The sequence below is a fragment of the Kitasatospora sp. NPDC058032 genome, assembly GCF_042885845.1.
GTDB lineage: Bacteria > Actinomycetota > Actinomycetes > Streptomycetales > Streptomycetaceae > Kitasatospora.
The window spans coordinates 102,907-125,361 of the sequence record NZ_JBHVRK010000015.1 but is presented as its reverse complement, the minus strand read 5'-3'; the positions used below and the strand labels follow the sequence as shown (position 1 = coordinate 125,361).

General features: G+C 73.0%; 13 protein-coding genes. 8 read left to right on the top strand and 5 right to left on the bottom strand.

Going from position 1 to position 22,455, the window contains the following annotated elements:
* The first annotated feature begins 22 nt into the window (after nucleotides 1–22).
* The 3 genes from ACFVUH_RS23805 to meaB are packed head-to-tail and all read left to right on the top strand — an operon-like array spanning nucleotide 23 to nucleotide 5,166.
* Entirely contained in the window at nucleotides 23–1,930 is a 1,908-nt protein-coding gene (locus ACFVUH_RS23805) for a methylmalonyl-CoA mutase subunit beta (protein ID WP_387915260.1), read from the top strand.
* Nucleotides 1,927–4,155: a methylmalonyl-CoA mutase gene (gene scpA / locus ACFVUH_RS23800; RefSeq protein ID WP_387915259.1), complete on the top strand. Its 2,229-nt coding sequence runs from the start codon at nucleotides 1,927–1,929 to the stop codon at nucleotides 4,153–4,155. The genes ACFVUH_RS23805 and scpA overlap by 4 nt, the downstream gene beginning before the upstream one ends.
* Before the next feature lie 12 nt (nucleotides 4,156–4,167).
* Complete coding sequence (meaB, locus tag ACFVUH_RS23795; RefSeq protein WP_387915258.1) at nucleotides 4,168–5,166, top strand: methylmalonyl Co-A mutase-associated GTPase MeaB; 999 nt, start codon at nucleotides 4,168–4,170, stop codon at nucleotides 5,164–5,166.
* Nucleotides 5,167–5,174: 8 nt separating this feature from the next.
* Here the strand turns inward: meaB and ACFVUH_RS23790 are convergent, their stop codons facing one another.
* Nucleotides 5,175–5,393, bottom strand: coding sequence for a hypothetical protein (locus tag ACFVUH_RS23790; protein WP_387915257.1), 219 nt, complete (start codon nucleotides 5,391–5,393; stop codon nucleotides 5,175–5,177).
* Nucleotides 5,394–6,011: 618 nt separating this feature from the next.
* On the opposite strand from ACFVUH_RS23790, the gene ACFVUH_RS23785 reads away from it, so the two are divergent.
* A complete protein-coding gene (locus ACFVUH_RS23785) occupies nucleotides 6,012–6,485 on the top strand; it encodes a hypothetical protein (RefSeq protein ID WP_387915256.1) in 474 nt (157 codons plus the stop codon).
* Nucleotides 6,486–6,542: 57 nt separating this feature from the next.
* On the opposite strand, the gene ACFVUH_RS23780 is transcribed toward ACFVUH_RS23785, so the two are convergent.
* Entirely contained in the window at nucleotides 6,543–7,145 is a 603-nt protein-coding gene (locus ACFVUH_RS23780) for a superoxide dismutase (RefSeq protein WP_387915255.1), read from the bottom strand.
* 163 nt (nucleotides 7,146–7,308) lie between these two features.
* Between ACFVUH_RS23780 and tsaD the strand changes: the two genes are divergently transcribed.
* From tsaD to ACFVUH_RS23765, 3 genes are all read left to right on the top strand, one after another.
* On the top strand, nucleotides 7,309–8,376 hold the full coding sequence (tsaD, locus tag ACFVUH_RS23775) for a tRNA (adenosine(37)-N6)-threonylcarbamoyltransferase complex transferase subunit TsaD (RefSeq protein WP_355371484.1): 1,068 nt from the start codon (nucleotides 7,309–7,311) through the stop codon (nucleotides 8,374–8,376).
* A 194-nt stretch (nucleotides 8,377–8,570) separates the two neighbouring features.
* The gene (locus tag ACFVUH_RS23770; protein WP_387915254.1) at nucleotides 8,571–10,898 is read left to right on the top strand and encodes a collagenase; all 2,328 of its coding nucleotides are present in this window, start codon (nucleotides 8,571–8,573) and stop codon (nucleotides 10,896–10,898) included.
* Between the two features lie 231 nt (nucleotides 10,899–11,129).
* Nucleotides 11,130–13,466 (top strand): collagenase, encoded by a 2,337-nt coding sequence (locus tag ACFVUH_RS23765; protein WP_387915253.1) that lies wholly within the window; start codon nucleotides 11,130–11,132, stop codon nucleotides 13,464–13,466.
* A gap of 90 nt (nucleotides 13,467–13,556) precedes the next feature.
* On the opposite strand, the gene ACFVUH_RS23760 is transcribed toward ACFVUH_RS23765, so the two are convergent.
* On the bottom strand, nucleotides 13,557–19,457 hold the full coding sequence (locus tag ACFVUH_RS23760; protein WP_387915252.1) for a TIR domain-containing protein: 5,901 nt from the start codon (nucleotides 19,455–19,457) through the stop codon (nucleotides 13,557–13,559).
* A 173-nt stretch (nucleotides 19,458–19,630) separates the two neighbouring features.
* Here ACFVUH_RS23760 and ACFVUH_RS23755 point away from each other — a divergent pair, with 173 nt between their 5' ends.
* Complete coding sequence (locus ACFVUH_RS23755; protein ID WP_387915251.1) at nucleotides 19,631–20,833, top strand: SLC13 family permease; 1,203 nt, start codon at nucleotides 19,631–19,633, stop codon at nucleotides 20,831–20,833.
* Here the strand turns inward: ACFVUH_RS23755 and ACFVUH_RS23750 are convergent, their stop codons facing one another.
* Together ACFVUH_RS23750 and ACFVUH_RS23745 are read right to left on the bottom strand one after the other, a co-directional pair.
* Complete coding sequence (locus tag ACFVUH_RS23750; RefSeq protein ID WP_387915250.1) at nucleotides 20,834–21,685, bottom strand: inositol monophosphatase family protein; 852 nt, start codon at nucleotides 21,683–21,685, stop codon at nucleotides 20,834–20,836. It abuts the gene before it with no gap.
* Nucleotides 21,657–22,331: a hypothetical protein gene (locus tag ACFVUH_RS23745; protein ID WP_387915249.1), complete on the bottom strand. Its 675-nt coding sequence runs from the start codon at nucleotides 22,329–22,331 to the stop codon at nucleotides 21,657–21,659. The genes ACFVUH_RS23750 and ACFVUH_RS23745 overlap by 29 nt, the downstream gene beginning before the upstream one ends.
* Nucleotides 22,332–22,455: the final 124 nt, after the last annotated feature.

Below are 22,455 nucleotides of genomic sequence, written 5' to 3'. Positions count from 1 at the left end.
AACGAGCGCTAACCTGCCGGACATGACGGTCCCGCCCGAAGGGCTTCCCCTGGCCGCCGAGTTCCCGGCCGCCCACCACGAGCAGTGGCAGACCCTCGTCGAGGGTGTGCTGCGCAAGTCGGGGGCGCAGCCCGAGGACGGCGCAGCCGCCGAGCGCGCGCTCAGCACCGCGCTCCAGGACGGGCTGCGCGCCCGCCCGCTGTACACCGCCGAGGACGCCCCGGCCGACCCGGGCTTCCCCGGGTTCCCGCCGTTCGTCCGCGGTGCCCGTCCGCAGGGCGCCTCGGTCGCGGGCTGGGACGTCCGCCAGCGGCACGGCGACCCCGATCCGCGCCGCACCAACGAGGCGGTGCTGGCCGATCTGGAGCACGGCGGCGGCTCGCTCTGGCTGGAGCTGGGCGGCGACGGCCTGCCGGTCACCGCGCTGGGCGAGGCGCTCACCGGCGTCTACCTGGACCTGGCCGGGGTGGTGCTCGACGCGGGCGCCGAATTCCCCGAGGCCGCCGAGCAGTTGTTCAAGCTGTACCGGGAGCGCGAGGTCTCCCCCGGCGCCGCCGTCGGCACCCTGGGCGCCGACCCGCTGGGCCTGCAGGCCCGCACCGGCGACGCCGCGCGCACCGAGGCACTGCTCGCCGAGGCCGCCGCGCTCGCCACCCGCTGCGCCGAGGGCTTCCCCGGTCTGCGGACACTGGCCGTCGACGCGCTGCCGTACCACGAGGCCGGCGCCTCGCCCGCGCAGGAGCTGGGCGCCTCACTGGCCACCGGCGTCGCCTACCTGCGCGCGCTGACCGGGGCCGGGCTGCCGGTGGACGCCGCGCTCGGCCAGCTGGAGTTCCGCTACGCCGCGGACGCCGACCAGTTCCTGACGATCGCCAAGTTCCGTGCCGCGCGCCGTCTCTGGGCCCGGGTGGCCGAGGCCTGCGGCGCGTCCCCGGCCGTCTCGGCGCAGCGCCAGCACGCCGTCACCTCCGCGGTGATGATGACCGCCCGCGACCCGTGGGTGAACATGCTCCGCACCACGATCGCCTGCCTGGCCGCCGGTGTCGGCGGGGCGGACGCGGTCACCGTCCTGCCGTTCGACGCCGCACTCGGCCTGCCGGACGCCTTCGCCCGCCGGATCGCCCGCAACACCCAGGCGATCCTGCTGGAGGAGTCGCACCTGGCCCGCGTCGTCGACCCGGCCGGCGGCTCCTGGTACGTGGAGCGGCTGACCGACGAGCTGGCCCACGCTGCCTGGGCGTGGTTCCAGGAGATCGAGCGGGCCGGCGGCCAGCACGCCGCACTGGAGTCGGGCCTGGTCGGCGAGCGGATCGCGGCCACCTGGGCGGAGCGCTCGGTGCGGCTCGCCAAGCGGCGCGAACCCGTCACCGGCGTCAGCGAGTTCCCCCACCTCGGCGAGCAGGCGCCGGTGCGCGAGCCGGCCCCGGCCGGACCGACCGGCGGGCTGCCGCGGGTGCGCCGCGCCAAGGCCTTCGAGGCGCTGCGCGACCGCTCGGACGCCCGGCTCGCGGCCACCGGCACGCGGCCGACGCTGTTCCTGGCGTCGATCGGCACCGCCGCCGCGCACACCGCGCGCACCACCTTCGCCGCCAACCTGTTCCAGGCCGGCGGGATCGCCACCACCGCGTTCGAGGGCACCGAACCCGCCGCGTTCGCCGAGGCGTTCGCCGCGAGCGGCGCCGCGGTGGCCTGCCTCTGCTCCAGCGACGCCCTGTACGCCGAGCACGCCGAGGCGGTCGCCGCCGCGCTCCGGGCGGCCGGCGCGCAGCGGGTGCTGCTGGCCGGCCGCCCGGGCGGGACGCCGCCGGCGGGTGTGGACGGGTTCGTCTTCGCGGGCGGCGACGCGGTGGCCGTGCTGACGTCCCTGCTCGACCAGATCACCGAGACCGCCGACAACGGCGGGACCGCCCAGATCGGAGTGGCCCGATGATCCCCGACTTCACCTCGATCGGGCTGGACGCCGACGGCACCGACGCCCCGGCGGCCGCCCCCGGTGCTGCCGTCACCGACGGCCAGTGGCGCGCCGCCTGGCGGCAGGCCACCGGCAAGGACGTCGACGAGCAGCTCTGGGACACCCCCGAGGGCATCGGCGTCAAGCCGCTCTACACCGCCGAGGACCTCGCGGGCCTGGACTTCCTGGGCACCTACCCGGGCATCGCCCCCTACCTGCGCGGCCCGTACCCGACGATGTACGTCAACCAGCCGTGGACGGTGCGCCAGTACGCGGGCTTCTCCACCGCCGAGGAGTCCAACGCCTTCTACCGCCGCAACCTGGCGGCCGGTCAGAAGGGCCTGTCGGTCGCCTTCGACCTGCCGACCCACCGCGGCTACGACAGCGACCACCCCCGGGTGACCGGCGACGTCGGCATGGCGGGCGTGGCGATCGACTCGATCTACGACATGCGCCAGCTGTTCGACGGCATCCCGCTCGACCGGATGTCGGTGTCGATGACGATGAACGGCGCGGTGCTGCCCGTCCTCGCGCTGTACATCGTGGCGGCCGAGGAGCAGGGCGTACCGCCGGAGAAGCTGGCCGGGACCATCCAGAACGACATCCTCAAGGAGTTCATGGTCCGCAACACGTACATCTACCCGCCGCAGCCGTCGATGCGGATCATCTCGGACATCTTCGCCTACACCTCGCAGAAGATGCCCCGGTACAACTCGATCTCCATCTCCGGCTACCACATCCAGGAGGCCGGGGCCACCGCCGACCTGGAACTGGCCTACACGCTGGCCGACGGTGTGGAGTACCTGCGGGCCGGGCTGGACGTCGGTCTCGACGTGGACGCCTTCGCGCCGCGCCTGTCGTTCTTCTGGGCGATCGGCATGAACTTCTTCATGGAGGTCGCCAAGCTGCGCGCGGCCCGGCTGCTCTGGGCGAAGCTGGTCAAGCAGTTCGACCCGAAGAACGCCAAGTCACTGTCGCTGCGCACCCATTCGCAGACCTCCGGCTGGTCGCTCACGGCGCAGGACGTCTTCAACAACGTCACCCGCACCTGCGTGGAGGCGATGGCCGCCACCCAGGGCCACACCCAGTCGCTGCACACCAACGCGCTGGACGAGGCGCTGGCGCTGCCGACCGACTTCTCCGCCCGGATCGCCCGCAACACCCAGCTGCTGCTCCAGCAGGAGTCCGGCACCTGCCGGGTCATCGACCCGTGGGGCGGCTCGGCGTACGTCGAGAAGCTGACCAACGACCTGGCGAACCGCGCCTGGCAGCACATCCAGGAGGTCGAGGCGGCCGGCGGCATGGCCAAGGCCATCGACGCGGGCATCCCCAAGCTGCGCGTCGAGGAGGCCGCCGCCCGCACCCAGGCCCGGATCGACTCCGGCCGCCAGCCGGTGATCGGCGTCAACAAGTACCGGGTGGAGAGCGACGAGCAGATCGAGGTGCTCAAGGTCGACAACTCCGCGGTGCGCGCCCGGCAGGTCGAGAAGCTGCGCCGGCTGCGCGAGGAGCGCGACGAGGCCGCCACCCGCGCCGCGCTGGACGCGCTGACCCGGGCCGCCGAGGCCGGTCCGCAGCGCGGCGGTTCGCTGGACGGCAACCTGCTGCACCTGGCGGTGAACGCGGCCCGTGCCAAGGCCACCGTCGGCGAGATCTCGGACGCCCTGGAGAAGGTGTACGGCCGCCACTCCGGGCAGATCCGTACCATCTCGGGTGTGTACCGAGACGAAGCGGGCCCGTCGGCCCCCCTGCAGCGCACCCGCGAGCTGGTCGAGCGGTTCGAGGAGGCCGAGGGCCGCCGCCCGCGCATCCTGGTCGCCAAGATGGGCCAGGACGGCCACGACCGCGGCCAGAAGGTGATCGCCACCGCCTTCGCCGACCTCGGCTTCACGGTGGACGTCGGCCCGCTGTTCCAGACCCCGGCCGAGGTCGCCCGGCAGGCCGTCGAGGCGGACGTGCACATCGTCGGCGTCTCCTCGCTGGCCGCCGGCCACCTCACCCTGGTGCCCGCGCTGCGCGCCGAACTGGCCGCGGCGGGCCGGGAGGACATCACCATCGTGGTCGGCGGGGTGATCCCCCCGCAGGACTTCGACGCGCTGTACGAGGCGGGCGCCGCGGCGGTCTTCCCGCCCGGCACGGTGATCCCGGAGGCCGCCTACGACCTGCTGAAGTCGCTCGCCGCCGATCTCGGCCACGAGCTCTGAGGCGCTGATCCGATGGCGCCCCGGACGATCGACCTGGACAGCTACGCGACGGGCGTGCGGGAGGGCTCGCGCGCGTACATCGCGCGGGCCATCACCCTCGTCGAGTCCACCCGGCCGGACCACCGCGTGCTGGCGCAGCAGCTGCTGACGATGCTGCTGCCGCACGCGGGCGGGGCCGTGCGGGTGGGCATCACGGGGGTGCCCGGAGTCGGCAAGTCGACTTTCATCGACGCCTTCGGCACCATGCTCACCGGGCTCGGGCACCGGGTGGCGGTGCTGGCCGTCGACCCGACGTCCAGCCGTACCGGCGGCTCGATCCTGGGCGACAAGACCCGGATGGAGCGGCTCGCGGTCGACCCGCAGGCCTTCGTCCGCCCCTCCCCCACCTCGGGCACGCTCGGCGGGGTGGCCAAGGCCACCCGGGAGTCGATGCTGGTGATGGAGGCGGCCGGCTACGACGTGGTGCTGATCGAGACGGTCGGCGTCGGCCAGTCGGAGACCACGGTGGCCGGCATGGTGGACTCCTTCCTGCTGCTGTCGCTGGCCCGCACCGGCGACCAGTTGCAGGGCATCAAGAAGGGCGTGCTGGAACTCGCCGACGTCATCGCGGTCAACAAGGCGGACGGCCCGCACGAGCTGGACGCCAAGGCCGCGGCCCGGGAGCTCGCCGGCGCGCTGCGGCTGCTCCAGGCCCCGGACGCCCCGTGGACACCGCCGGTGCTGACCTGCTCGGGGCGCGACGGCAGCGGCCTGGACGTCGTCTGGGAGCGGCTCCAGCAGCACCGCAAGGTGCTGGACGCGACCGGCGCACTCGCCGCCAAGCGCCGCGACCAGCAGGTGGAGTGGACCTGGGCGATGGTCCACGACCAGCTCCTCGCCCGCCTGCACTCCGATCCTGAGGTGACCCGCCTGGTCCCCGACCTGGAACGCCGGGTCCGCGAGGGCACCCTCACCGCCACCCTGGCAGCCGACACCATCCTGGACGCCTTCGGCACGCCACCGGCGACCTGAGCAGTCCGCTACACCGCCGCGAGGCCCAGCGCCGTGCCCCACCCATGCGTGGGGCACGGTGCTCCGCACTGCTCGGGAAGCTCGAACCGCAGTGCATCGACGATCACCTCGCTGGCACACAACTCCAGGTCCTGGAACGCATCATCCGTGAGCGGCACATCCCACTCCCGCACGATCGCCGCCACCAACCACCGCGCCGCCGGCACCGCCTCCGGCCCCGGCACCACCCCCCCATTCCAACGGCACCGGGAACCGCGCACCACCGAGCGGACTGACCGTCCTGAACGCCTCCACGTCGACGGGGCAGAAGAGCTGCCGAGGACCGAGCGACTGATCACCACCAGTCAACAAGCGGTCACACCTATGGGACGATCGATGATGCGGTGCGCGCATACCCGTATGCGCGCACCGCATCGAACCGCATCACGGCCCGGTGAGGGCCCGTAGCGTTTGGGTGGGCTGGTGAACTGGAACTCGGCAGCCGTCCGGCAGGCGTCCCGGGCCGGGAACCACGGCACGGATCTCACGGCACCTGGACATCCCACCGGCCATGCTCGGCTTGGCCGCCCCGCCGATGCGGACGACGAAGGAAGGCGAGTACGTGGAGAGGCGGCAGTTCCACCCGCCGCTCGCCGCCTACAAGACAGGAAGTCTCGCCCAGTTCGAGGCGCAGCGGCGTTCACGCTCGCCGGCCAGGCGTTGGAGATCGGCCTCCAGTACCGCTCGGGGCGGATCGTCGAAAGGGGCCGTGCGCTCCGGCGCTCCTTCAGCACGTCGTCGCCGTCCAGGGCCGTCCGTGACTTCGACGAGCGGCTGCACGGCGTACACCTCCAGGAAGGAGCACGATGCGGATCGGGATCACGGGGCACCGAGGGCTGGATGCCGAGCTGGAGCGGAAGGTCCGGCAGTTGCTGGCCGACTCCCTGGCGGCAGAGGCCGCGGGCGAACTCACCGTCGTGTCCTGCATCGCGGACGGTCCGGACGCGTGGATCGCCGAGATCGCACTCGACCGGGGAGCCCGACTCGCGGTTGTCATCCCCGCCCAGCAATACCGTGACGGCCTGCCGGAGTGGCACCATCCGGTCTACGACCGCCTCCTCCGGGGCGCCTCCGAGCAGCACCACACCGGGCGGGTGGAGTCCGACGAGGCCGCCCACATGGCCGGGAGCGAGTTGCTCGTCGGCCAGGTCGACCGCCTGATCGCCGTCTGGGACGGGCTGCCCGCCCGGGGCTTCGGCGGGACGGCGGACGTGGTCGCCCACGCACGGCGGCTGGGTGTTCCCGTCGAGGTGCTCTGGCCCGCTGGGGCCCGGCGCTGACGGAAGGGCCCCCGGACGGTGCGCACCGTCCGGGGGCCCTCCGTTACCTGCCCCGGGTCAGGCGCTCTTGGCGGCCGTGAAGCGGGTCGAGACGTCCTGCCAGTTGACGACGTCCCACAGGCGGGTGACGTAGTCGGGGCGGACGTTCTTGTACTGCAGGTAGTAGGCGTGCTCCCAGGCGTCGAAGGCCAGCAGCGGGGTGGTGCCCTGGCCGACGTTGCCGTGGTGGTCGTAGACCTGCTCGACGATCAGGCGGCCGGCCAGCGGCTCCCAGGAGAGGATGCCCCAGCCCGAGCCCTGGACGCCGGTGGTGGCGGTGGTCAGCTGCTTCTTGAAGGCCTCGAAGCTGCCGAAGTGCTCGGTGATGGCATCGGCCAGCTCGCCCTCGGGGCGGTCGCCGCCCTCCGGGGAGAGATTCTGCCAGAACAGCGAGTGCAGCACGTGGCCGGAGAGGTGGAAGGCGAAGGTCTTCTGCAGGCCGACCAGACCGCCGAACTGCTCCTTGTCACGCGCCTCGGCCAGCTGCTCCAGGGTGTCGTTGGCGCCCTTGACGTACGCGGCGTGGTGCTTGGAGTGGTGCAGCTCCAGGATTTCCGCGGACATCGCGCGCTCCAGCGCGGAGTAGTCGTACGGCAGGTCGGGAAGCGAGTAGGTGCCCATCAGGACACGGCCCCTTTCGGCGAGTTCAACGATGACGATCGTGCCGGGTCAACACTATTGCGTATCAGTTGCAAGAACGAACAAGAGGCTCCTGCATATTCCTCCCGCCGTGTCGGGCACAATGGGACCGGCAGCGTGTAATGAGCGGTGAGGGCGAGTGACCATGACAGGCGCACCGGTGGTGCTGGGCATCGAGTCGTCCTGCGACGAGACCGGCGCGGGGCTGGTGCGCGACGGCGTGCTGCTCGGACAGGCGGTGGCCTCCTCGATGGACGAGCACGCCCGCTTCGGCGGCGTGGTCCCCGAGATCGCCGCCCGGGCGCACCTGCACGCGATGGCCCCGGTGGTCGACGAGGCGCTGCGCCGGGCCGGGCTGACCCTCGCCGACGTCGGAGCCGTCGCGGTGACGGCCGGTCCGGGCCTGGCCGGGGCCCTGCAGATCGGGGTGGCGGCGGCCAAGGCGTACGCCTTCTCGCTGGGCGTCCCGCTGTACGGGGTGCACCACCTGGCCGGGCACGTGGCCGCCGCGACGCTCGACGGCGGACCGCTGCCGGACCCGTGCGTGGTCCTCATCGTCTCCGGCGGGCACACCTCCCTGCTGCTCGTCCGCGACCTGGCCCGCGATCCGATCGTGCACCTGGGCGACACCCTGGACGACGCGGCCGGCGAGTGCTTCGACAAGGTGGCCCGGATCCTGCGGCTGCCCTACCCCGGCGGCCCCGCGATCGACCGGGCCGCGCGCGAGGGCGACCGGCGCGCGGTGCGTTTCCCGCGCCCGCTGAGCGGGCCGAACGACCCGCCCTACGCCTTCTCCTTCTCCGGCCTCAAGACCGCCGCCGCCCGCTGGGTGGAGGCGCAGCGGGCCGCCGGCGCCGAGCCGCACGTCCCGGACGCCGCCGCCGCACTCCAGGAGGCGATCGCCGACGTGCTGACCCGCAAGGCCGTCAGGGCCTGCCTGGACCACGGGATCGGGACGCTGGTGGTGGTCGGCGGGGTGGCCGCGAACTCGCGGGTGCGGGAGCTGGCCGAGCGGCGCTGCGCCTCGGCCGGGATCGCGCTGCGGGTGCCGCCGCTCGGACTGTGCACGGACAACGGGGCGATGGTCGCGGCCGTCGGCGACCTGCTGGTGCGTGCGGGCGCCGCGCCGGCCCCGGCAGACCTGTCGGTCGACCCGTCGGCGCCGCTGGAGTTCGCGGCACTCACCCCGCGGGTGACGGCGCGGGCCGCCTGAGTCACAACAACCGCAGGACGATCCGGGACAAAAGCCCCGGGCGACTGTCCTCTGACAACGTTTCGGTTGCGACGAACAATTCTTCGATCATTCATCTTCCCAGCGCACTGTGACCTGTGCCATTTTACATGTCACACATCGAGAGGTCGCGGTCCCCCAAACCGCGGCCCGAACGGCCCCGGAGGCCCCCACAGATGCGTCCCTTCCGGATTTCCAAGGCCAACGCGCGCAGGCTCCCTGCGCTCGGTGCCGCCTTCTTCATCGCACTCGGCCTGTTCGCCCCGCAGAGCCAGGCCGCCCCGGCCGGCTCCGCCGCGGCCCCGGCCGGCAACAGCGCCGCCTCGTCGACGCCGCGGTCGATCCCGGTGCCCAAGTCGCCCGACGCGAAGAGCACCAGCCCCTTCAAGCTCTCCGCCCAGGACAGCGCCGAGGCGAACACCCCGCCGGCCGCCCCGGCCACCCAGCCGGCCAAGGCCGCCAAGGGCTTCTCGGCCGCCGCCGCCGACCCCTGTCCCGACCTCTCCGGAGTGCTCAACGCCACGGGCAGCGCGCTGGTCCAGCAGCTGAAGGCCCTGCCGCGGGTCGACTGCACCTACCCGCTGTTCAACATCACCGGGGACAGCGTCAAGGCCTTCCGCGAGGCCAACATGGTGACCGTCGCCAACGCCCTGCGCGACGCCTCCCCCGCCTACCCGGGCGACAACAGCACCAACATCGGGCAGCTGGTGCTGTTCCTGCGCGCCGGCTACTTCGTGCAGTGGAAGTTCCCGGAGACCGTCGGCGCCTACAGCTCGACGCTGAAGTCCGCGACCGGTGCCGCGCTGGACGCCTTCTTCGCCTCCGCGCACGGCAAGGACGTCACCGACGCCAACGGCGCGCTCCTCGTCGAGGTCGTCAAGGTGATCGGGCAGAGCGACACCCTCGGCCGCGAGGCCGGCGTGTTCAAGTGGCTGCTCTCCAGCTACAACGGCAGCTGGCCCACCCAGATGACCAACACCGTCTCGGAGTTCGACTGGGTCCTCAAGGACGCCTACGAGTCCAAGACCGACGCCGCCGGCTGGAAGGCCGCCCTCAAGGCCGACCCGAGCATCGTCAACACCTGGTCCGGCTTCATCACCCGCAACGACTCGCAGCTGAACCGCTGGGACGTCGTCAGCAACATCGGCCGCTACCTCGGCTACGCCCTGCAGGTCGACGAGCTCAAGGGCCAGCTCCGGCCGGTCCTGAAGGACCTCATCAACCGCTACCCGAACGTCGGCCCCACCGCCCCGATCACCATGAACCTGGGCTGGGCGACCCGCCAGTTCGACAAGGGCAACTGCGCGGCCTACGGCATCTGCGACCTGGGCACCCGCCTCATCCCGGTGATCCTGCCGATCCAGCGCGTCTGCAACGACGGCCTGAAGATCAAGGCCCAGGACATGTCCCCGGGCCAGCTGGACTCGACCTGCACCAGCCTGATCAACCAGGACGCCTACTTCCACAAGATCATCGGTGACAAGGGCGCCATCCCCGGCGACGTGAACACCAACCTCGAGGTCGTCGCCTTCGACGACTACGACCAGTACTCGCTGTACGCCTGGGCCTTCTACGACATCGACGTCGACAACGGTGGCATGTACGAGGAGGGCGACCCGTCCAAGCCGGGCAACCAGGCCCGCTTCATCGCCCACGAGGCCTCCTGGCTGCGGCCGAAGTTCGAGATCTGGAACCTCAACCACGAGTACACCCACTACCTCGACGGCCGCTACAACATGCACGGCGACTTCGAGGCCAGCCAGACCACCCCGACCATCTGGTGGGTCGAGGGCATCGCCGAGAACATCTCCTACGGCTACCGCAACGAGCGCAACGCCGCCGCGATCACCGAGGCCGGCAAGAAGACCTACAAGCTCAGCGAGCTCTTCGACACCGTCTACGGCCAGACCGCCGACCCCGACGAGAACTCCAACCGCGTCTACCGCTGGGGCTGGCTGGCCGTCCGCTACATGCTCCAGGAGCACCGCTCCGACATGGACGCCATCCTCACCAAGTACCGCACCGGTGACTGGAACGGCGCCCGCACCATCCTGAAGCAGGACATCGGCACCCGCTACGACGCCGGCTTCGACGCCTGGCTCACCAAGTGCGCCAGCAACGACTGCGGCCCGCTGCCGGAGGCCCCGACCGGCCCGGTCACCCCGAGCACCCCGCTCTGCACCATCCCGGACACCCGCCAGTTCGACAACAACTGCCGCCGGGACAACCTCACCGCCACCACCGGCAACTACAGCTACCACTTCATCAACCTGCCGGCCGGCGTCAAGACGCTGACCATCACCAGCAGCGGCGGCACCGGCAACGCCGACCTCTACTACGGCGGCAACAACTGGGCCACCACCAGCAACGCGCTGGCCAAGTCCACCAACGCCGACAACAACGAGACGCTGACCATCACCAACCCGCCGTCCGGCTGGGTCTACTTCAGCCTCGCCGCCCAGCAGACCTTCAGCGGTACCACGCTCTCCGTGTCGTACCAGTAACAGGCTCCGCATACGAAGGGCCCCGCCGGTTCGCCCGGCGGGGCCTTTTCCATGCCCGCGCACACCTTCTCGAAGCCCCCCCGGGAAGCGAACTGACAACGTTTCGGTTGCGGCGAACAATTCTTTGGTTCGCAACCTTCCCAGTGCACTGTGATGTGTGCCATTTTACATGTCACACACCGAGAGCCGCGTGCCCCACATGCGGCCCAACAGGCCCGGAGGCCCCCACAGATGCGCTCCTTCCGCATGTCCAAGGCCAACGCGCGCAGAGTCCCTGCGCTCGGCACCGCCTTATTCCTCGCGATCGGCCTCTTCGCTCCGCAGAGCCAGGCCGCGCCGGCCCCCGCGGGCACCCCGGCCGCCGCCGGCGCCGCCTCTGCTTCGGCGCCCCGGTCGATCCCGTTCCCCGAGCCCGATGTCCAGCGGACGCACCCCTTCAAGCTCTCCGCCGATGACAACGACCGGGCCCAGCGCGCGCTCGGCGCCCCGACCGACGCGCCCTCCCCGGCCGCCAAGGGCTTCTCGGCCCCCGCCGCCGGGGACAGCTGTCCCACCGACCTCTCCGAGCTGATCAGCGCCACGGGCAGCGCGCTGGTCCAGAAGCTCAAGGCCCTGCCGAAAGTCGAGTGCACCTACCCGCTGTTCGACCTCACCGGGGACAACGCGGCGACCGCCTTCCGCGAGTCCAACCTGGTGACCGTCGCCAACGCGCTGCGCGACGACTCCCCCGCCTACCCGGGCGACAACAGCACCGACATCGGGCAGCTCGTGCTGTTCCTGCGCGCCGCCTACTGGGTGCAGTCGAACTACCCGGCCGTGGTCGGCACCTACGGCCCGACGCTGACCGCCGCGACCAACGGCGCGCTGGACGCGTTCTTCGCCTCCCCGCACAGCAAGGACGTCACCGAAGCCAACGCCGCGCTCCTCGTCGAGACCACCAAGGTCATCGACCAGACCTCGACGCTCGGCCGGTACGCCGGTGTCTACAAGTGGCTGCTCTCCACCTTCGACGGCGTCACCGCACCCGCGAGCCTCAAGGCCACCGTCGTGCGGTTCGACCCGATGATCGAGGACGGCTTCGAGGACAAGAAGGACAGCACGGGCTGGAAGGCCGCGCTCCGGGCCGACCCCACCATTCTCGACGCCTGGGCCGGCTTCATCACCCGCAACGAGCCGCTGCTGAACCACGACAACCTGATCAGCAACACCGGCCGCTACCTCGGCTACGCCCTGAAGGTCGACGAGCTCAAGCCCCGGCTCCGGCCGATCCTGAAGGACCTGATCAACCGCTGGCCGAACACCGGCCCGACGGCCCCGATCACCATGAACCTGGGCTGGGCCACGCGCCAGTTCGACAAGGGCCACTGCGCCGACTACGGCATCTGCGACCTGGGCGCCCGCCTCATCCCGGTGATCCTCCCGACGACGTACACCTGCAACCCGGACCTGAAGATCCGGGCCCAGGACATGTCCCCCTGGCAGCTGCGCTCCACCTGCACCAACCTGACGGACCAGAACCCGTACTTCCACAAGATCATCGGCGACCCGGGCGTCATCCCCGGGGACGTGAACACCAACCTCGAGGTCGTCGTCTTCAACGACGAGTACCACTACAAGCTGTACGCCTGGGCCTTCTACGACATCGACGTCGACAACGGCGGCATGTACGAGGAGGGCGACCCGTCCAAGCCGGGCAACCAGGCCCGCTTCATCGCCCACGAGGTGTGGTGGGACACCGCGACGTTCGCGATCTGGAACCTCAACCACGAGTACACCCACTACCTCGACGGCCGCTACAACATGGGCGGCGACTACGCGGCCAGCGAGCTGACCCCGACCACCTGGTGGGTCGAGGGCATCGCCGAGAACATCTCCTTCGGCTACCGCAACGAGCGCAACGACAAGGCGATCGCCCTGGCGGCCGCCAAGACGTACAAGCTCAGCGAGCTGTTCGACACCACGTACGACCCGGAGGCCGGCGCCGACGTCAACACCAACCGCGTCTACCGCTGGGGCTGGCTGGCCGTCCGCTACATGCTCCAGAACCACCGCGCGGACGTCGACACCGTGCTCACCATGTACCGCGCCGCCGACTGGAACGGTGCCCGCGCCTTCCTGAAGCAGACCATCGGCACGCGCTACGACGCCGACTTCAACACCTGGCTGGACGCCTGCGCCAAGAACGACTGCGGCCCGCTGCCGGAGGCCCCGACCGGCCCGGTCACCCCGAGCACCCCGCTCTGCACCATCCCGGACACCCGCCAGTTCGACAACAACTGCCGCCGGGACAACCTCACCGCCACCACCGGCAACTACAGCTACCACTTCATCAACCTGCCGGCCGGCGTCAAGACGCTGACCATCACCAGCAGCGGCGGCACCGGCAACGCCGACCTCTACTACGGCGGCAACAACTGGGCCACCACCGGCAACGCGCTGGCCAAGTCCACCAACGCCGACAACAACGAGACGCTGACCATCACCAACCCGCCCGCCGGGTGGGCCTTCTTCAGCCTCGCCGCCCAGCAGACCTTCAGCGGTACCACGCTCTCCGCGTCGTACCAGTAGACCGATATCCACTACGCAGCACCCATGACAAGGGGCCCCGCCGGTCTGCGAACGGCGGGGCCCCGCTCCGTGCACAGGACGCGCCGCCGCCTACAGCTCCGCCTCCGGGGGGAGGCGGTGGACGCCGGGGAGGTGGGTGTCGAGTTCGCCGGGTTCGAAGCGGCACATGCCGACGGCGTGCCAGAACTCACCGGCCACGTCGCCCTCGCACTTGTAGGCGCCGGAGGGGAGCAGGGCGGCCCAGCCGTCCGGCGCGCCGAGCAGGGTGGCCAGCGCGGTCGGGCGGCCGTCGGCCTGGACGCGCCAGAGGCGGACGGTGCCGTCCTCGCCGCCGCTGGCCAGCAGTGAGCCGTCCGGGCTGAAGGTGACGGCGAGGATCCGCCCGGTGTGGCCGCGCAGACCGGCCAGTTCGGTGCCGCTGAGCGGGTCCCAGACCCGGACCACCCGGTCGTCGCCGGCGGTGGCGAGCAGCGGGCGGTGCGGGTGGGCGGCGGCGGTCCACAGCCGGCCGACGTGGCCGGTGAGCCGGTGGCGGACGGTCCGGTCGACCCAGATCAGCGCGGTGCCGTCCCAGGAGGCGCTGGCCAGCCAGGCGCTGTCGGCGGCCGGGGCGACGGCGTACACCCGGTCTGTGTGGCCGTCGAGTTCGGCCTCCACCCGCCCGGTCGCGATGTCGGAGATCCGCACCTTGGTGTCGTCGCAGCCGGTGAGCAGCTGCCGGCCGTCCGGGCTGAAGGCGATCGAGCGGACCCGGCCGCGGTGCTCGCGCAGCGTGGTGAGGTGGGCGCCGGTGCGGCGGTACCAGATGCGGACGGTGTCGTCGTCGTTGGCGGTGGCGACCAGGGCACCGTCGGCGCTGAACGCCTCCGCCCAGACGTGCTCGGTCTCGACGTCCATCTCGCGCAGGTACTCGCCGGTGCGGGCGTTCCACAGGCACAGGTCGCCGTCGTTGGTGGCGGTGGCCAGTACGGCCTCCTCCGGGCTGAACACCGCGGAGACCAACCGGCTGCTGCGGCCGGAGAGTTCGCGCAGCCGACGGCCGGTGGACGGCTCCCAGATCCGGACCGCGCCGTCGTTGCCGCCGGCGGCCAGCAGGGCTCCGTCGCCGCTGAAGGTGAGCGAGCCGATCCGCCGCCCGTGGCCGCGCAGCAGCTGGCGGCTGCGGCCACTGGAGGGGTCCCAGAGCCGGACCCGGCCGTCGTTGCCGCCGGTGACCAGCAGCGGGTCGCTCTCCGCGCCGCCGCGGCCCGAGCCGGGGCGGAACCGGCAGGCCCAGACCGAGCCGCGGTGCTCGGGCGGCTGCCGGCGCAGCGGCACCACCTCGCGGGCGCCCGCGGCGCCCACCGTGCCCGCGCCCTCCCCGGCGCCGACCCGCCAGACCCGGACCCCGCCGTCGCTGTCGCTGGCCGCGAAGCGGGTGCCGGCCTCGTCGAAGGTGACCTGGTAGATCTTGCCGGTGGAGTCCTCGGGCCGGCCGGCGGCAGTGCCGTCGAGCGGGTTCCAGAACCGGATCTGGCCCTCGGTGTCACCGCTGGCGAGCAGGTCGCCGTCGGGGTGGAAGGCCAGCGTGTAGATCCGGCCGGCGTGGCCGGGCAGGCTGTGGCGCAGCCGGCGGCCGGCCACCTCCCAGATCCGCACGGTGCCGCCGGTGCCGTCGTCCGGCCCGCCGTCGGCGGTGGCCACCAGGGTGCCGTCCGGGCTGAACGCGGAGCGGTAGACGGTGCCGCGGTGGCCGGGCAGGACGGCGAGCCGGCGGCCGGTCACCGTGGACCACAGCCGGGCACCGCCGCCCTGGTCGCCGGTGACCAGCACGGTGCCGTCGGGGTTGAACACCGAGGTGTAGACGGGCGCGGCGTGGCCGGGCAGCCGGTGCAGCGGCTCGCCGGTGGCGGTGTCCCAGAGGGTGACGACGCCGTTGAGGTCGCCGGTGGCGACCATCCGGCCGTCGGGGGCGAGCGAGACCGGCCAGACGCCGCCGGGGTGCACGTCGAGGCGGTGGCGGCACTCGCCGGAGACCGGGTCCCAGAGCCGGACGGTGCCGTCGGCGCTGCCGGTGGCGAGCACGTTGCCGGCGAACTTGACGGTGTAGACGCGGCCGATGTGGTCCTTGAGGGTGCGCAGGGCGATGCCGGTGACGGCGTCGCAGACCAGCACGCTGCCGTCCTCGGAGCCGACCGCCAGCAGGTGGCCGTCCCGGCTGAAGGCAACGGGCTCGGGCAGCCGGGTGGAGCGCACGTCGAAGCCGTAGGGGACGCCGACCTCGGAGGGGCTGAAGCCGGCCTCGACGGGCAGCCCGGGGGCGATGGCGGCGGCCTGCAGCTCGGGGGCGGCCAGCACCTCCTCGTCGGTGACGGCGGAGATCAGCGCGGCCCGCTGCCAGCGGCTGCCGCGCAGCCGGGCGCCGCGCAGGTCGGTGCGGATCAGCCGGGCACCGTGCAGGTCGGCGAAGCGCAGGTCGGCGCCGCTGAGGTCGGCGGCGTCGAGCCGGGCGCCGGCCAGGCGGGCGCCGCGCAGGTCGGCGCCGGCGAGGTTGGCACCGAGCAGCCGGGCCCCGCGCAGGTCGGCGCCGAACAGGTCGACGCCGGACAGGTCGCGGTGCGAGAGGTCCTCGCCGGCCAGGGTGGCGCCGCGCAGGTCGGTGTGGGCGGGCACCCGCAGCCGGTCGAGGATCTTGACGGCGTTGAGCCGGGCCGCTTCGGAGGCGGCCTCGGGGATGTCCAGGACGGAGCGGGCCCAGCGCTGGCAGACCTGGTGGTCGGTGAGGTCGCAGAGGAACTCGACGGCCAACCGGCTGAGCGGGCCGCGGCCGAGCAGGGTGGCGTCGCCGCGCCGCAACGCCTCGGCGGCGGCCCGGGCGACCAGCCACTCCACCACCGAGCCGTGGATGAAGTGGAACATGCCCTCGTCGGAGCGGACCAGCAGGCTGCCGGAGCCGACGGCGTGGGCGACCTGCGGGGTGGGCATCCGGTTCTCGGCGAGGCCGTTGAGCACGCCGGCGATGTCGACGATCTCGTCCAGCGGGATGGAGCTGCGGCCGCTCTCCCACAGCCGCAGCGCGAGCAGGGTGACGGCCTGCCAGAGCTGGTCGAGGTGCAGGCCGGGGGCGGCGCCGGGGCCGCCGTGGCCGCGCTGCTCCTCGAACCGCAGCCAGGCGGTGAAGACCTCCTGGTAGAGGCCGGCGGCGCTGAGGGCCCGGCCGGCGCCGGCGACGGCGCGCAGCCGGTCGTGGTCAAGGTCGGCGACGAAGCTCAGCAGCCGGGGGTTGCGGCAGAGCGCGAGCAGGTCGGGGATGGCCTCCAGCAGCCGCATCCGGCGGTCGGCGGCCTCCCGGTCGCCGTAGCGGTTGCCGAGGTAGCCGCGGATCTGGTGCGGGGTGAAGTCCTGGACGGCGATGAGCCGGCGCTGCGGGAGCAGGCCGACGCGTTCACCGAGCGCGGTGAGCACCTGCTCGTGGGAGCTGAAGTGCTGGGTGCGGCTGGTGACCACGATCTTGGCGCTGTCGACGGCGGCGTCCAGCAGAACCTGGAGGTGGTCGGCGGCGCGTTCGTAGCTGACCCGGTTGACGAGTTCGTCGAAGCCGTCGAAGAGCAGCACGACCCGGCCCTGGCGGAGCATGTAGCGGAAGGCCCGCAGGTCGAGGGTGTCGATGCCGTGCTCGGTGAGATGGGCGGCGACCAGGCCGTCCAGCGAGTGCGCCTTGTCGAGGGCGCTGAGCTCGATGAACAGCGGCGACAGGTGCGGGAGTTCGGCGGGCAGCCGGCGGGCCAGCTCGCGCAGCGCGAAGGTCTTGCCGCGGCCGAAGTCGCCGAGCAGCAGGACGAAGCGGCCGTGGTCGGAGTCGAGCAGTCGCAGCATCTCCTCGACCAGGCCGTCGCGTTCCTCGGCGCCGGGGCGTTCGGCGTCGCGGTAGCGCTGCGGCAGGTAGAGGCCGGGGTGGTACTGGCTGTCGGTGGCGAGCCGTTCGGTCTGGGCGGCGACGTGGCCGCGCAGGTCGAGCAGGCCCTGGAACTCCAGGAAGCTGCGCAGCCGCACGCCCCGGCGGCGGGCCCGGTCGCGCAGTTCGCGCGAGGGCGGCGGGCCGTCGTGGACGAGTTCGGCGTCGAGGGCGGCGCCGTCGGCGTGCACCGCGTCGGCGAAGCGCTCGACCTCCTCCTCGGTGGGGGTGCCGACGCAGGCGGCGACCCGCTGTTGGCGGACCAGTCCGGATTCCGCCCAGGTGACGAACAGCTGGGTGGCGGTGCCGGCGACGGAGCGGATCTGGGCGCCCGGGTGGCGGGTGCGGCAGACCTCGGCGACCCGCTCCAGCAGGGCCTGCTCCGGGGTGGCGAGCGCGCGGGCCTCGTGGTCGGTGTCGGCGGGTTCGCGGACCTCCTCCAGCTGCGGCGGGCCGGCCTGCGGGGCCGGTTCGGGGGCCGGGAAGGCGCGTTCGGCCCGGTGCCAGGCCACCGTGAGCCGCTGGTGTTCGCCGACGGGGGCGGGCCAGCGGGTGAGGCCCTCACGGGTGAGCCGGAGCAACTGGTGGGCGCCGGGGGCGGCTGCGCCCAGGACGGGAAGCTCGCCGGTCGAGGTGGCCAGGGTGCGCGGGGTGGTGCGGCCGTCGGCCGGGCCGTGCAGCAGCAGGTGGAGGCGGGGTGCGGTGAGCCGGGTGAACCGGTCGGCGTCGCGCAGCGGTTCGGCGCCCGGGCCGTGGGAGGCGCGGGCGGGGGCGATGTTGGCGGAGCGCACGCCGGAGCCCGGGGTGACCGGGTGGCGCACGGCGCCGATCCGCAGCCAGCCGTCGTTGGCGTACGGGCGCAGCGCCTGGGCGAACCAGGCGGCCTGCTCGGGGCCGAGCCAGCCGTAGTGGTCCTCGGGCCGGTGGGTCCAGGCCATCGAGGAGTTGAGCCCGGCGACGACGGTGCCGAGTTCGGGCACCGGGAAGAGCGTCCACGGCTGGGCGCTGTCGAAGACCACGTCCAGGCCCTGGTAGAACTCCTGGAACAGCCGGGCGTAGTGCCGCCACTTGGGCCAGTACGGCGCGGCGGGCCGCAGCTCGTCGGCCTCGCAGGTGGCGAAGTAGGCGCGGGAGGCGGCCTGGCTGACGTCCTGGCCGCCGGGCAGCACGGCCACCCGGTGCGGTTCCAGGCCGAGCAGGGCGCGGATGCCGGTGAGGAAGGTGAGCGCCTGCTCGCACTCGCGGGGGCTGCCGGAGGCGGTGAGGTCGCCGGTGACGACGACGAGTTCGGGCGCGGGGGCGCCGGCGTCGGCGAGTTCGACCAGGTCGCCCCAGATGGCGGCCTGCAGGTCGACCGGGTCGTGGCCGCTGCCGAAGGCGGGTCCGGCCAGGTGCAGGACGGTGATCGCCTCGCGGCCCGCGGGGCGGGCGGCGGCCTGCGGGTACTCGGGCTGGGCGGAGGGGCGGCGGCGTCCGGCCCAGCCGGTGCCGCCGACCTGGCGCGGGGCGGGGACGGCGCTCGGCGTCCGGACGGGGCCGCCGCTGCTGCCGTTGCCGCCGCTGGTGCCGTTGCCGCCGTTGCCCGGGTAGCCGGGGACCAGGTCGGGGCGGGCCCGGCCGTCCACCGCCTGGCCGACCCGGGTGAGCAGCAGTTCGCGCGCCCGGGCGGGCTCGGTGACGCCGACGAGGTCGATGTAGGTGAGCGTGGCGAGCAGCCCGTCCACCGGGATGTCCTCGATCCGGACGGTCAGCAGCCGCCGCTCCGGCGCGTCCGGATCGGCGCGCAGCGCGGCCTGCCACTCCATCCGGCCGTAGCGCGAGCGCTCGTAGTTGCGCGAGAGCAGCGCGATGACGGCCGCGGACTCGGTCACCCCGCGGTCCATGAAGTCGACGAAGTTGGTGCCCGGCACGAAGTCCCAGGCCTGGAGCAGCGCCCGGTAGCCCGCTTCCTCCAAGGTCCAGGCGATCCAGGACGCCCACCGTTCGTCGGCCGGCGAGTAGCTGATGAAGAAGTCGATCGGCCCGGGGCCACCCGGGGTCGCGTCAAGAGCCCCCATGGAAGCAGCTTATGACCGATCCGGAGAGGCTCAACCCTGTTTCACCTCAACGAGTTCGGGTGGTTTTCGGCCGTCGCCCCTCCCCCACGTTTCCGTCACTCGTCCGTCCGTACGAGCGGCGGCCCCGGCCGACGGCCTCGACCGGCAACGTCTCGTGTGCGACCCTGACGTCCGTGTTCGCGTACTGGCCCGCCGTCAAGCGGCTGCACCCCCTGGACCTGCTGGCCGCGGGGCTGCTCGCCTGCGGCCTGCTCCTCCTCGCCACCGGCCTGCTGCCGACGGACTCCGCCGGGGCGGCCGTGCAACGGATCGCCCCGCTGCTGGCCTTCCTCGGCTCGGTCATCGTGCTCGCCGAACTGACCAGTGCCGCAGGAGTGTTCGACGTGGTGGCGGCCTGGGTGGCGCGGGCCGGACGGGGCAGCTACCCGGCGCTGTTCCTGCTCTGCGTCGGCTTCGCGGCGCTCACCACCACGGTGCTCAACCTGGACACCACCGCCGTCCTGCTCACCCCCGTCATGCTGGCGCTGGCCACCCGGGTGGGCATCGCCCCGCTGCCGCTGGCGATGACCACGGTCTGGCTGGCCAACACGGCGAGCCTGCTGCTGCCGGTCTCCAACCTCACCAACCTGCTGGCCGCCGACCGGGTCGCGCTCTCCCCCGCCGGCCTGGCCCGCGTGATGTGGGCGCCGCAACTCGCCGCGCTGCTGGTCACCATGGTCTGCCTGTGGGGCTTCTACTGGCGGCGCGGCCGGCGCGGCGCGGCCACCTACCGGCCGCCCGCGGCGCACCGGCCAGGGGACCGGACGCTGTTCCGGATCTGCGCGCTGGCCTGCTCCGGCTTCCTGGTGGCCAGCCTGGCGGCCGTCGTCCCGCTCTGGGCGGCCTCGGGCGCGGCGGCGGCCGTCGTGGTGGTGGCGTTCGCGGTGCGCCGGCCGGAGGCGCTGCGGGCCTCACTGGTGCCGTGGCGGCTGCTGGTGATGGTGCCCGGCATGTTCCTGGTGGTGCAGACGGTGGACGCGCACGGTCTGCACCGGCTGCTGGCCGACGCGATCGGCGCGGACGGCGGCACGCTCGGCCTCTTCCGGGCCTCGGCGGTCGGCGCGGGCCTGTCCAACCTGCTGAACAACCTGCCGGTCTACCTGGCCGGCGAGGCCGCCGTCCCGGAGGGCAACCACACCCAGCTGCTGGCCCTGCTGATCGGCACCAACATCGGCCCGCTGGTGACTCCCTGGGCTTCGCTGGCCACCCTGCTCTGGTACGAGCGCTGCCGCTCGGCCGGTCTGCAGGTGCCGCTGCGCGGCGTCGCCGCGACCAGCGCGGTCCTGACCCTCGGCGGCGTCGCCCTGGCCACGACGGCACTGGCCCTCACCGGGTGACTACCCGGCCGCCGCGACCAGGTCGAGCAGGTGGGGCAGGACCTCCGGGCGGGCCGCGACATAGCTGCGAGCGGTGTCCGGCCGGCCGATCCGGGCACTGAAGGGGCCGCCGTCCAGCGTGCGGACCTCCAGCCCGGCCTCGGTGGCGAGCAGGCAGCCGGCCGGCAGGTCGATCTCCTCCGCCCGGTAGCCGACGAAGCCGTCGATCAGCCCGCAGGCCAGCAGCGACCAGGTGAGCAGCGGCGCCCACAGCTGGAGCACCCGGCGCGCGCCGCTCTCCAGGCCGTCCTTGAGGGCCCGCGCCACCGGGTCGCCGGCCGGCACGCCGTGGCCCTGGGTCCAGCCGAGCACCGGTCGGACGGCGCCGAGCGGTCGCCGCGGCGCCGCCAGCCGCCCGGCCGGGCCGTGGGCGCCCGAGCCGCGCACCGCCCGCCAGGTGCGGCCGGCCACCGGGTCGTGCACCACGCCGAGCACCGGCTCGTCGTCCACGCACAGCGCGATGCCGACCACGTAGGCGGGCAGGCCGATCACCACGTTGTTGCTGCCGTCCAGCGGGTCGACCAGCCAGGTGCGGCGGGCGCCGGGCCCGCCGGCCACCAGGTCGCCGCCCTCCTCGGCGCGGATCCGGTCGGCGGGGAAGCGCTCGGCCAGCCGGCGGGTCACCAGCTGCTCGGCGAGCAGGTCGAGTTCGGTGACCACGTCGCCGTCCGCGTCCTTGGTGTCCACCCGGAACGTGCTGAGGAAGCGCGAGCGCAGCAGCGCGCCCGCGTCCTCGGCGGCCCGCACCGCGACCCGGCATTCCTCTTCGAACGCCCCGGCGCCGTCACCCGGGTCCGTCGTCGTACTCCCCACTGATCCTCCTGGCTGCCTCTTCGGCGATCCGGGCCGTGCGTTCCGCGTCGCAGAGCCGGCGCACCATCCGGCGGGGGCCGCCGTCCACCGGCCCCAGCACCACGTCCACCGGCCCCGGTACGGTGCGGCCGAGCACGACGGTGGCGGTGGGCGTGCCGTCCGGCAACACGGTGGCGTGGAACTCCCCGGCCCGCAGCGTGTAGGTCTCGCCGCGCCCGCTGGTCTGCTCGGCCAATGGCTCCCAGCGCACCAGCCGGGCGGTGGGCCGCACCTCGTCCACCCCGGCGGCGGCGTCGCTGTGCACCGCGTAGGCCCGGTGCGTCGGCCGGGCGGGCTCGTCGTACACGCCGATCCGCAGGTTGCCGATCCGGCCGTAGAGCACGCTGCTCTTCAACTCCCAGCTGTGGCAGTGGATCTCGCGCTGTCCGGCGGCAGTCGCCGGGTCGAACACGTGCACACAGACGCCGAGCGCCCCGTCGCGCACCACCGGCAGGCAGTAGAACCCGAGCGGGTGCGCCACCGCCCGCAGCACCCGGGCCCCGCTCACCACCTGGGCCAGCAGCCCGCCCACCAGCGTGTCCAGCCCGGGCTCGGCAACGGTGCGGCCGGTGGCCCGGTCGAGCGTCGTGAACAGGTCGTTGCTCATCGCTCCCCCTTGTCCCCCGCCCAATATGCTAGGACTGCCGAGAAGTTGACGGCCAGCGAGTTGACGCCCCCGGCCACGGTTTCCCGTTGCCGAAAACCCGCGGGCCCGCGACGCGTGGTGCGTC

What these genes read in the sequence shown, in the direction of transcription:
- ACFVUH_RS23805 (WP_387915260.1), top strand. Translation starts at nt 23, where the DNA reads ATGACGGTCCCGCCCGAAGGGCTTCCCCTGGCCGCCGAGTTCCCGGCC.
- scpA (WP_387915259.1), top strand. Translation starts at nt 1,927, where the DNA reads ATGATCCCCGACTTCACCTCGATCGGGCTGGACGCCGACGGCACCGAC.
- meaB (WP_387915258.1), top strand. Translation starts at nt 4,168, where the DNA reads ATGGCGCCCCGGACGATCGACCTGGACAGCTACGCGACGGGCGTGCGG.
- ACFVUH_RS23785 (WP_387915256.1), top strand. Translation starts at nt 6,012, where the DNA reads ATGCGGATCGGGATCACGGGGCACCGAGGGCTGGATGCCGAGCTGGAG.
- ACFVUH_RS23780 (WP_387915255.1), bottom strand. Translation starts at nt 7,145, where the DNA reads ATGGGCACCTACTCGCTTCCCGACCTGCCGTACGACTACTCCGCGCTG.
- tsaD (WP_355371484.1), top strand. Translation starts at nt 7,309, where the DNA reads ATGACAGGCGCACCGGTGGTGCTGGGCATCGAGTCGTCCTGCGACGAG.
- ACFVUH_RS23770 (WP_387915254.1), top strand. Translation starts at nt 8,571, where the DNA reads ATGCGTCCCTTCCGGATTTCCAAGGCCAACGCGCGCAGGCTCCCTGCG.
- ACFVUH_RS23765 (WP_387915253.1), top strand. Translation starts at nt 11,130, where the DNA reads ATGCGCTCCTTCCGCATGTCCAAGGCCAACGCGCGCAGAGTCCCTGCG.
- ACFVUH_RS23760 (WP_387915252.1), bottom strand. Translation starts at nt 19,457, where the DNA reads ATGGGGGCTCTTGACGCGACCCCGGGTGGCCCCGGGCCGATCGACTTC.
- ACFVUH_RS23745 (WP_387915249.1), bottom strand. Translation starts at nt 22,331, where the DNA reads ATGAGCAACGACCTGTTCACGACGCTCGACCGGGCCACCGGCCGCACC.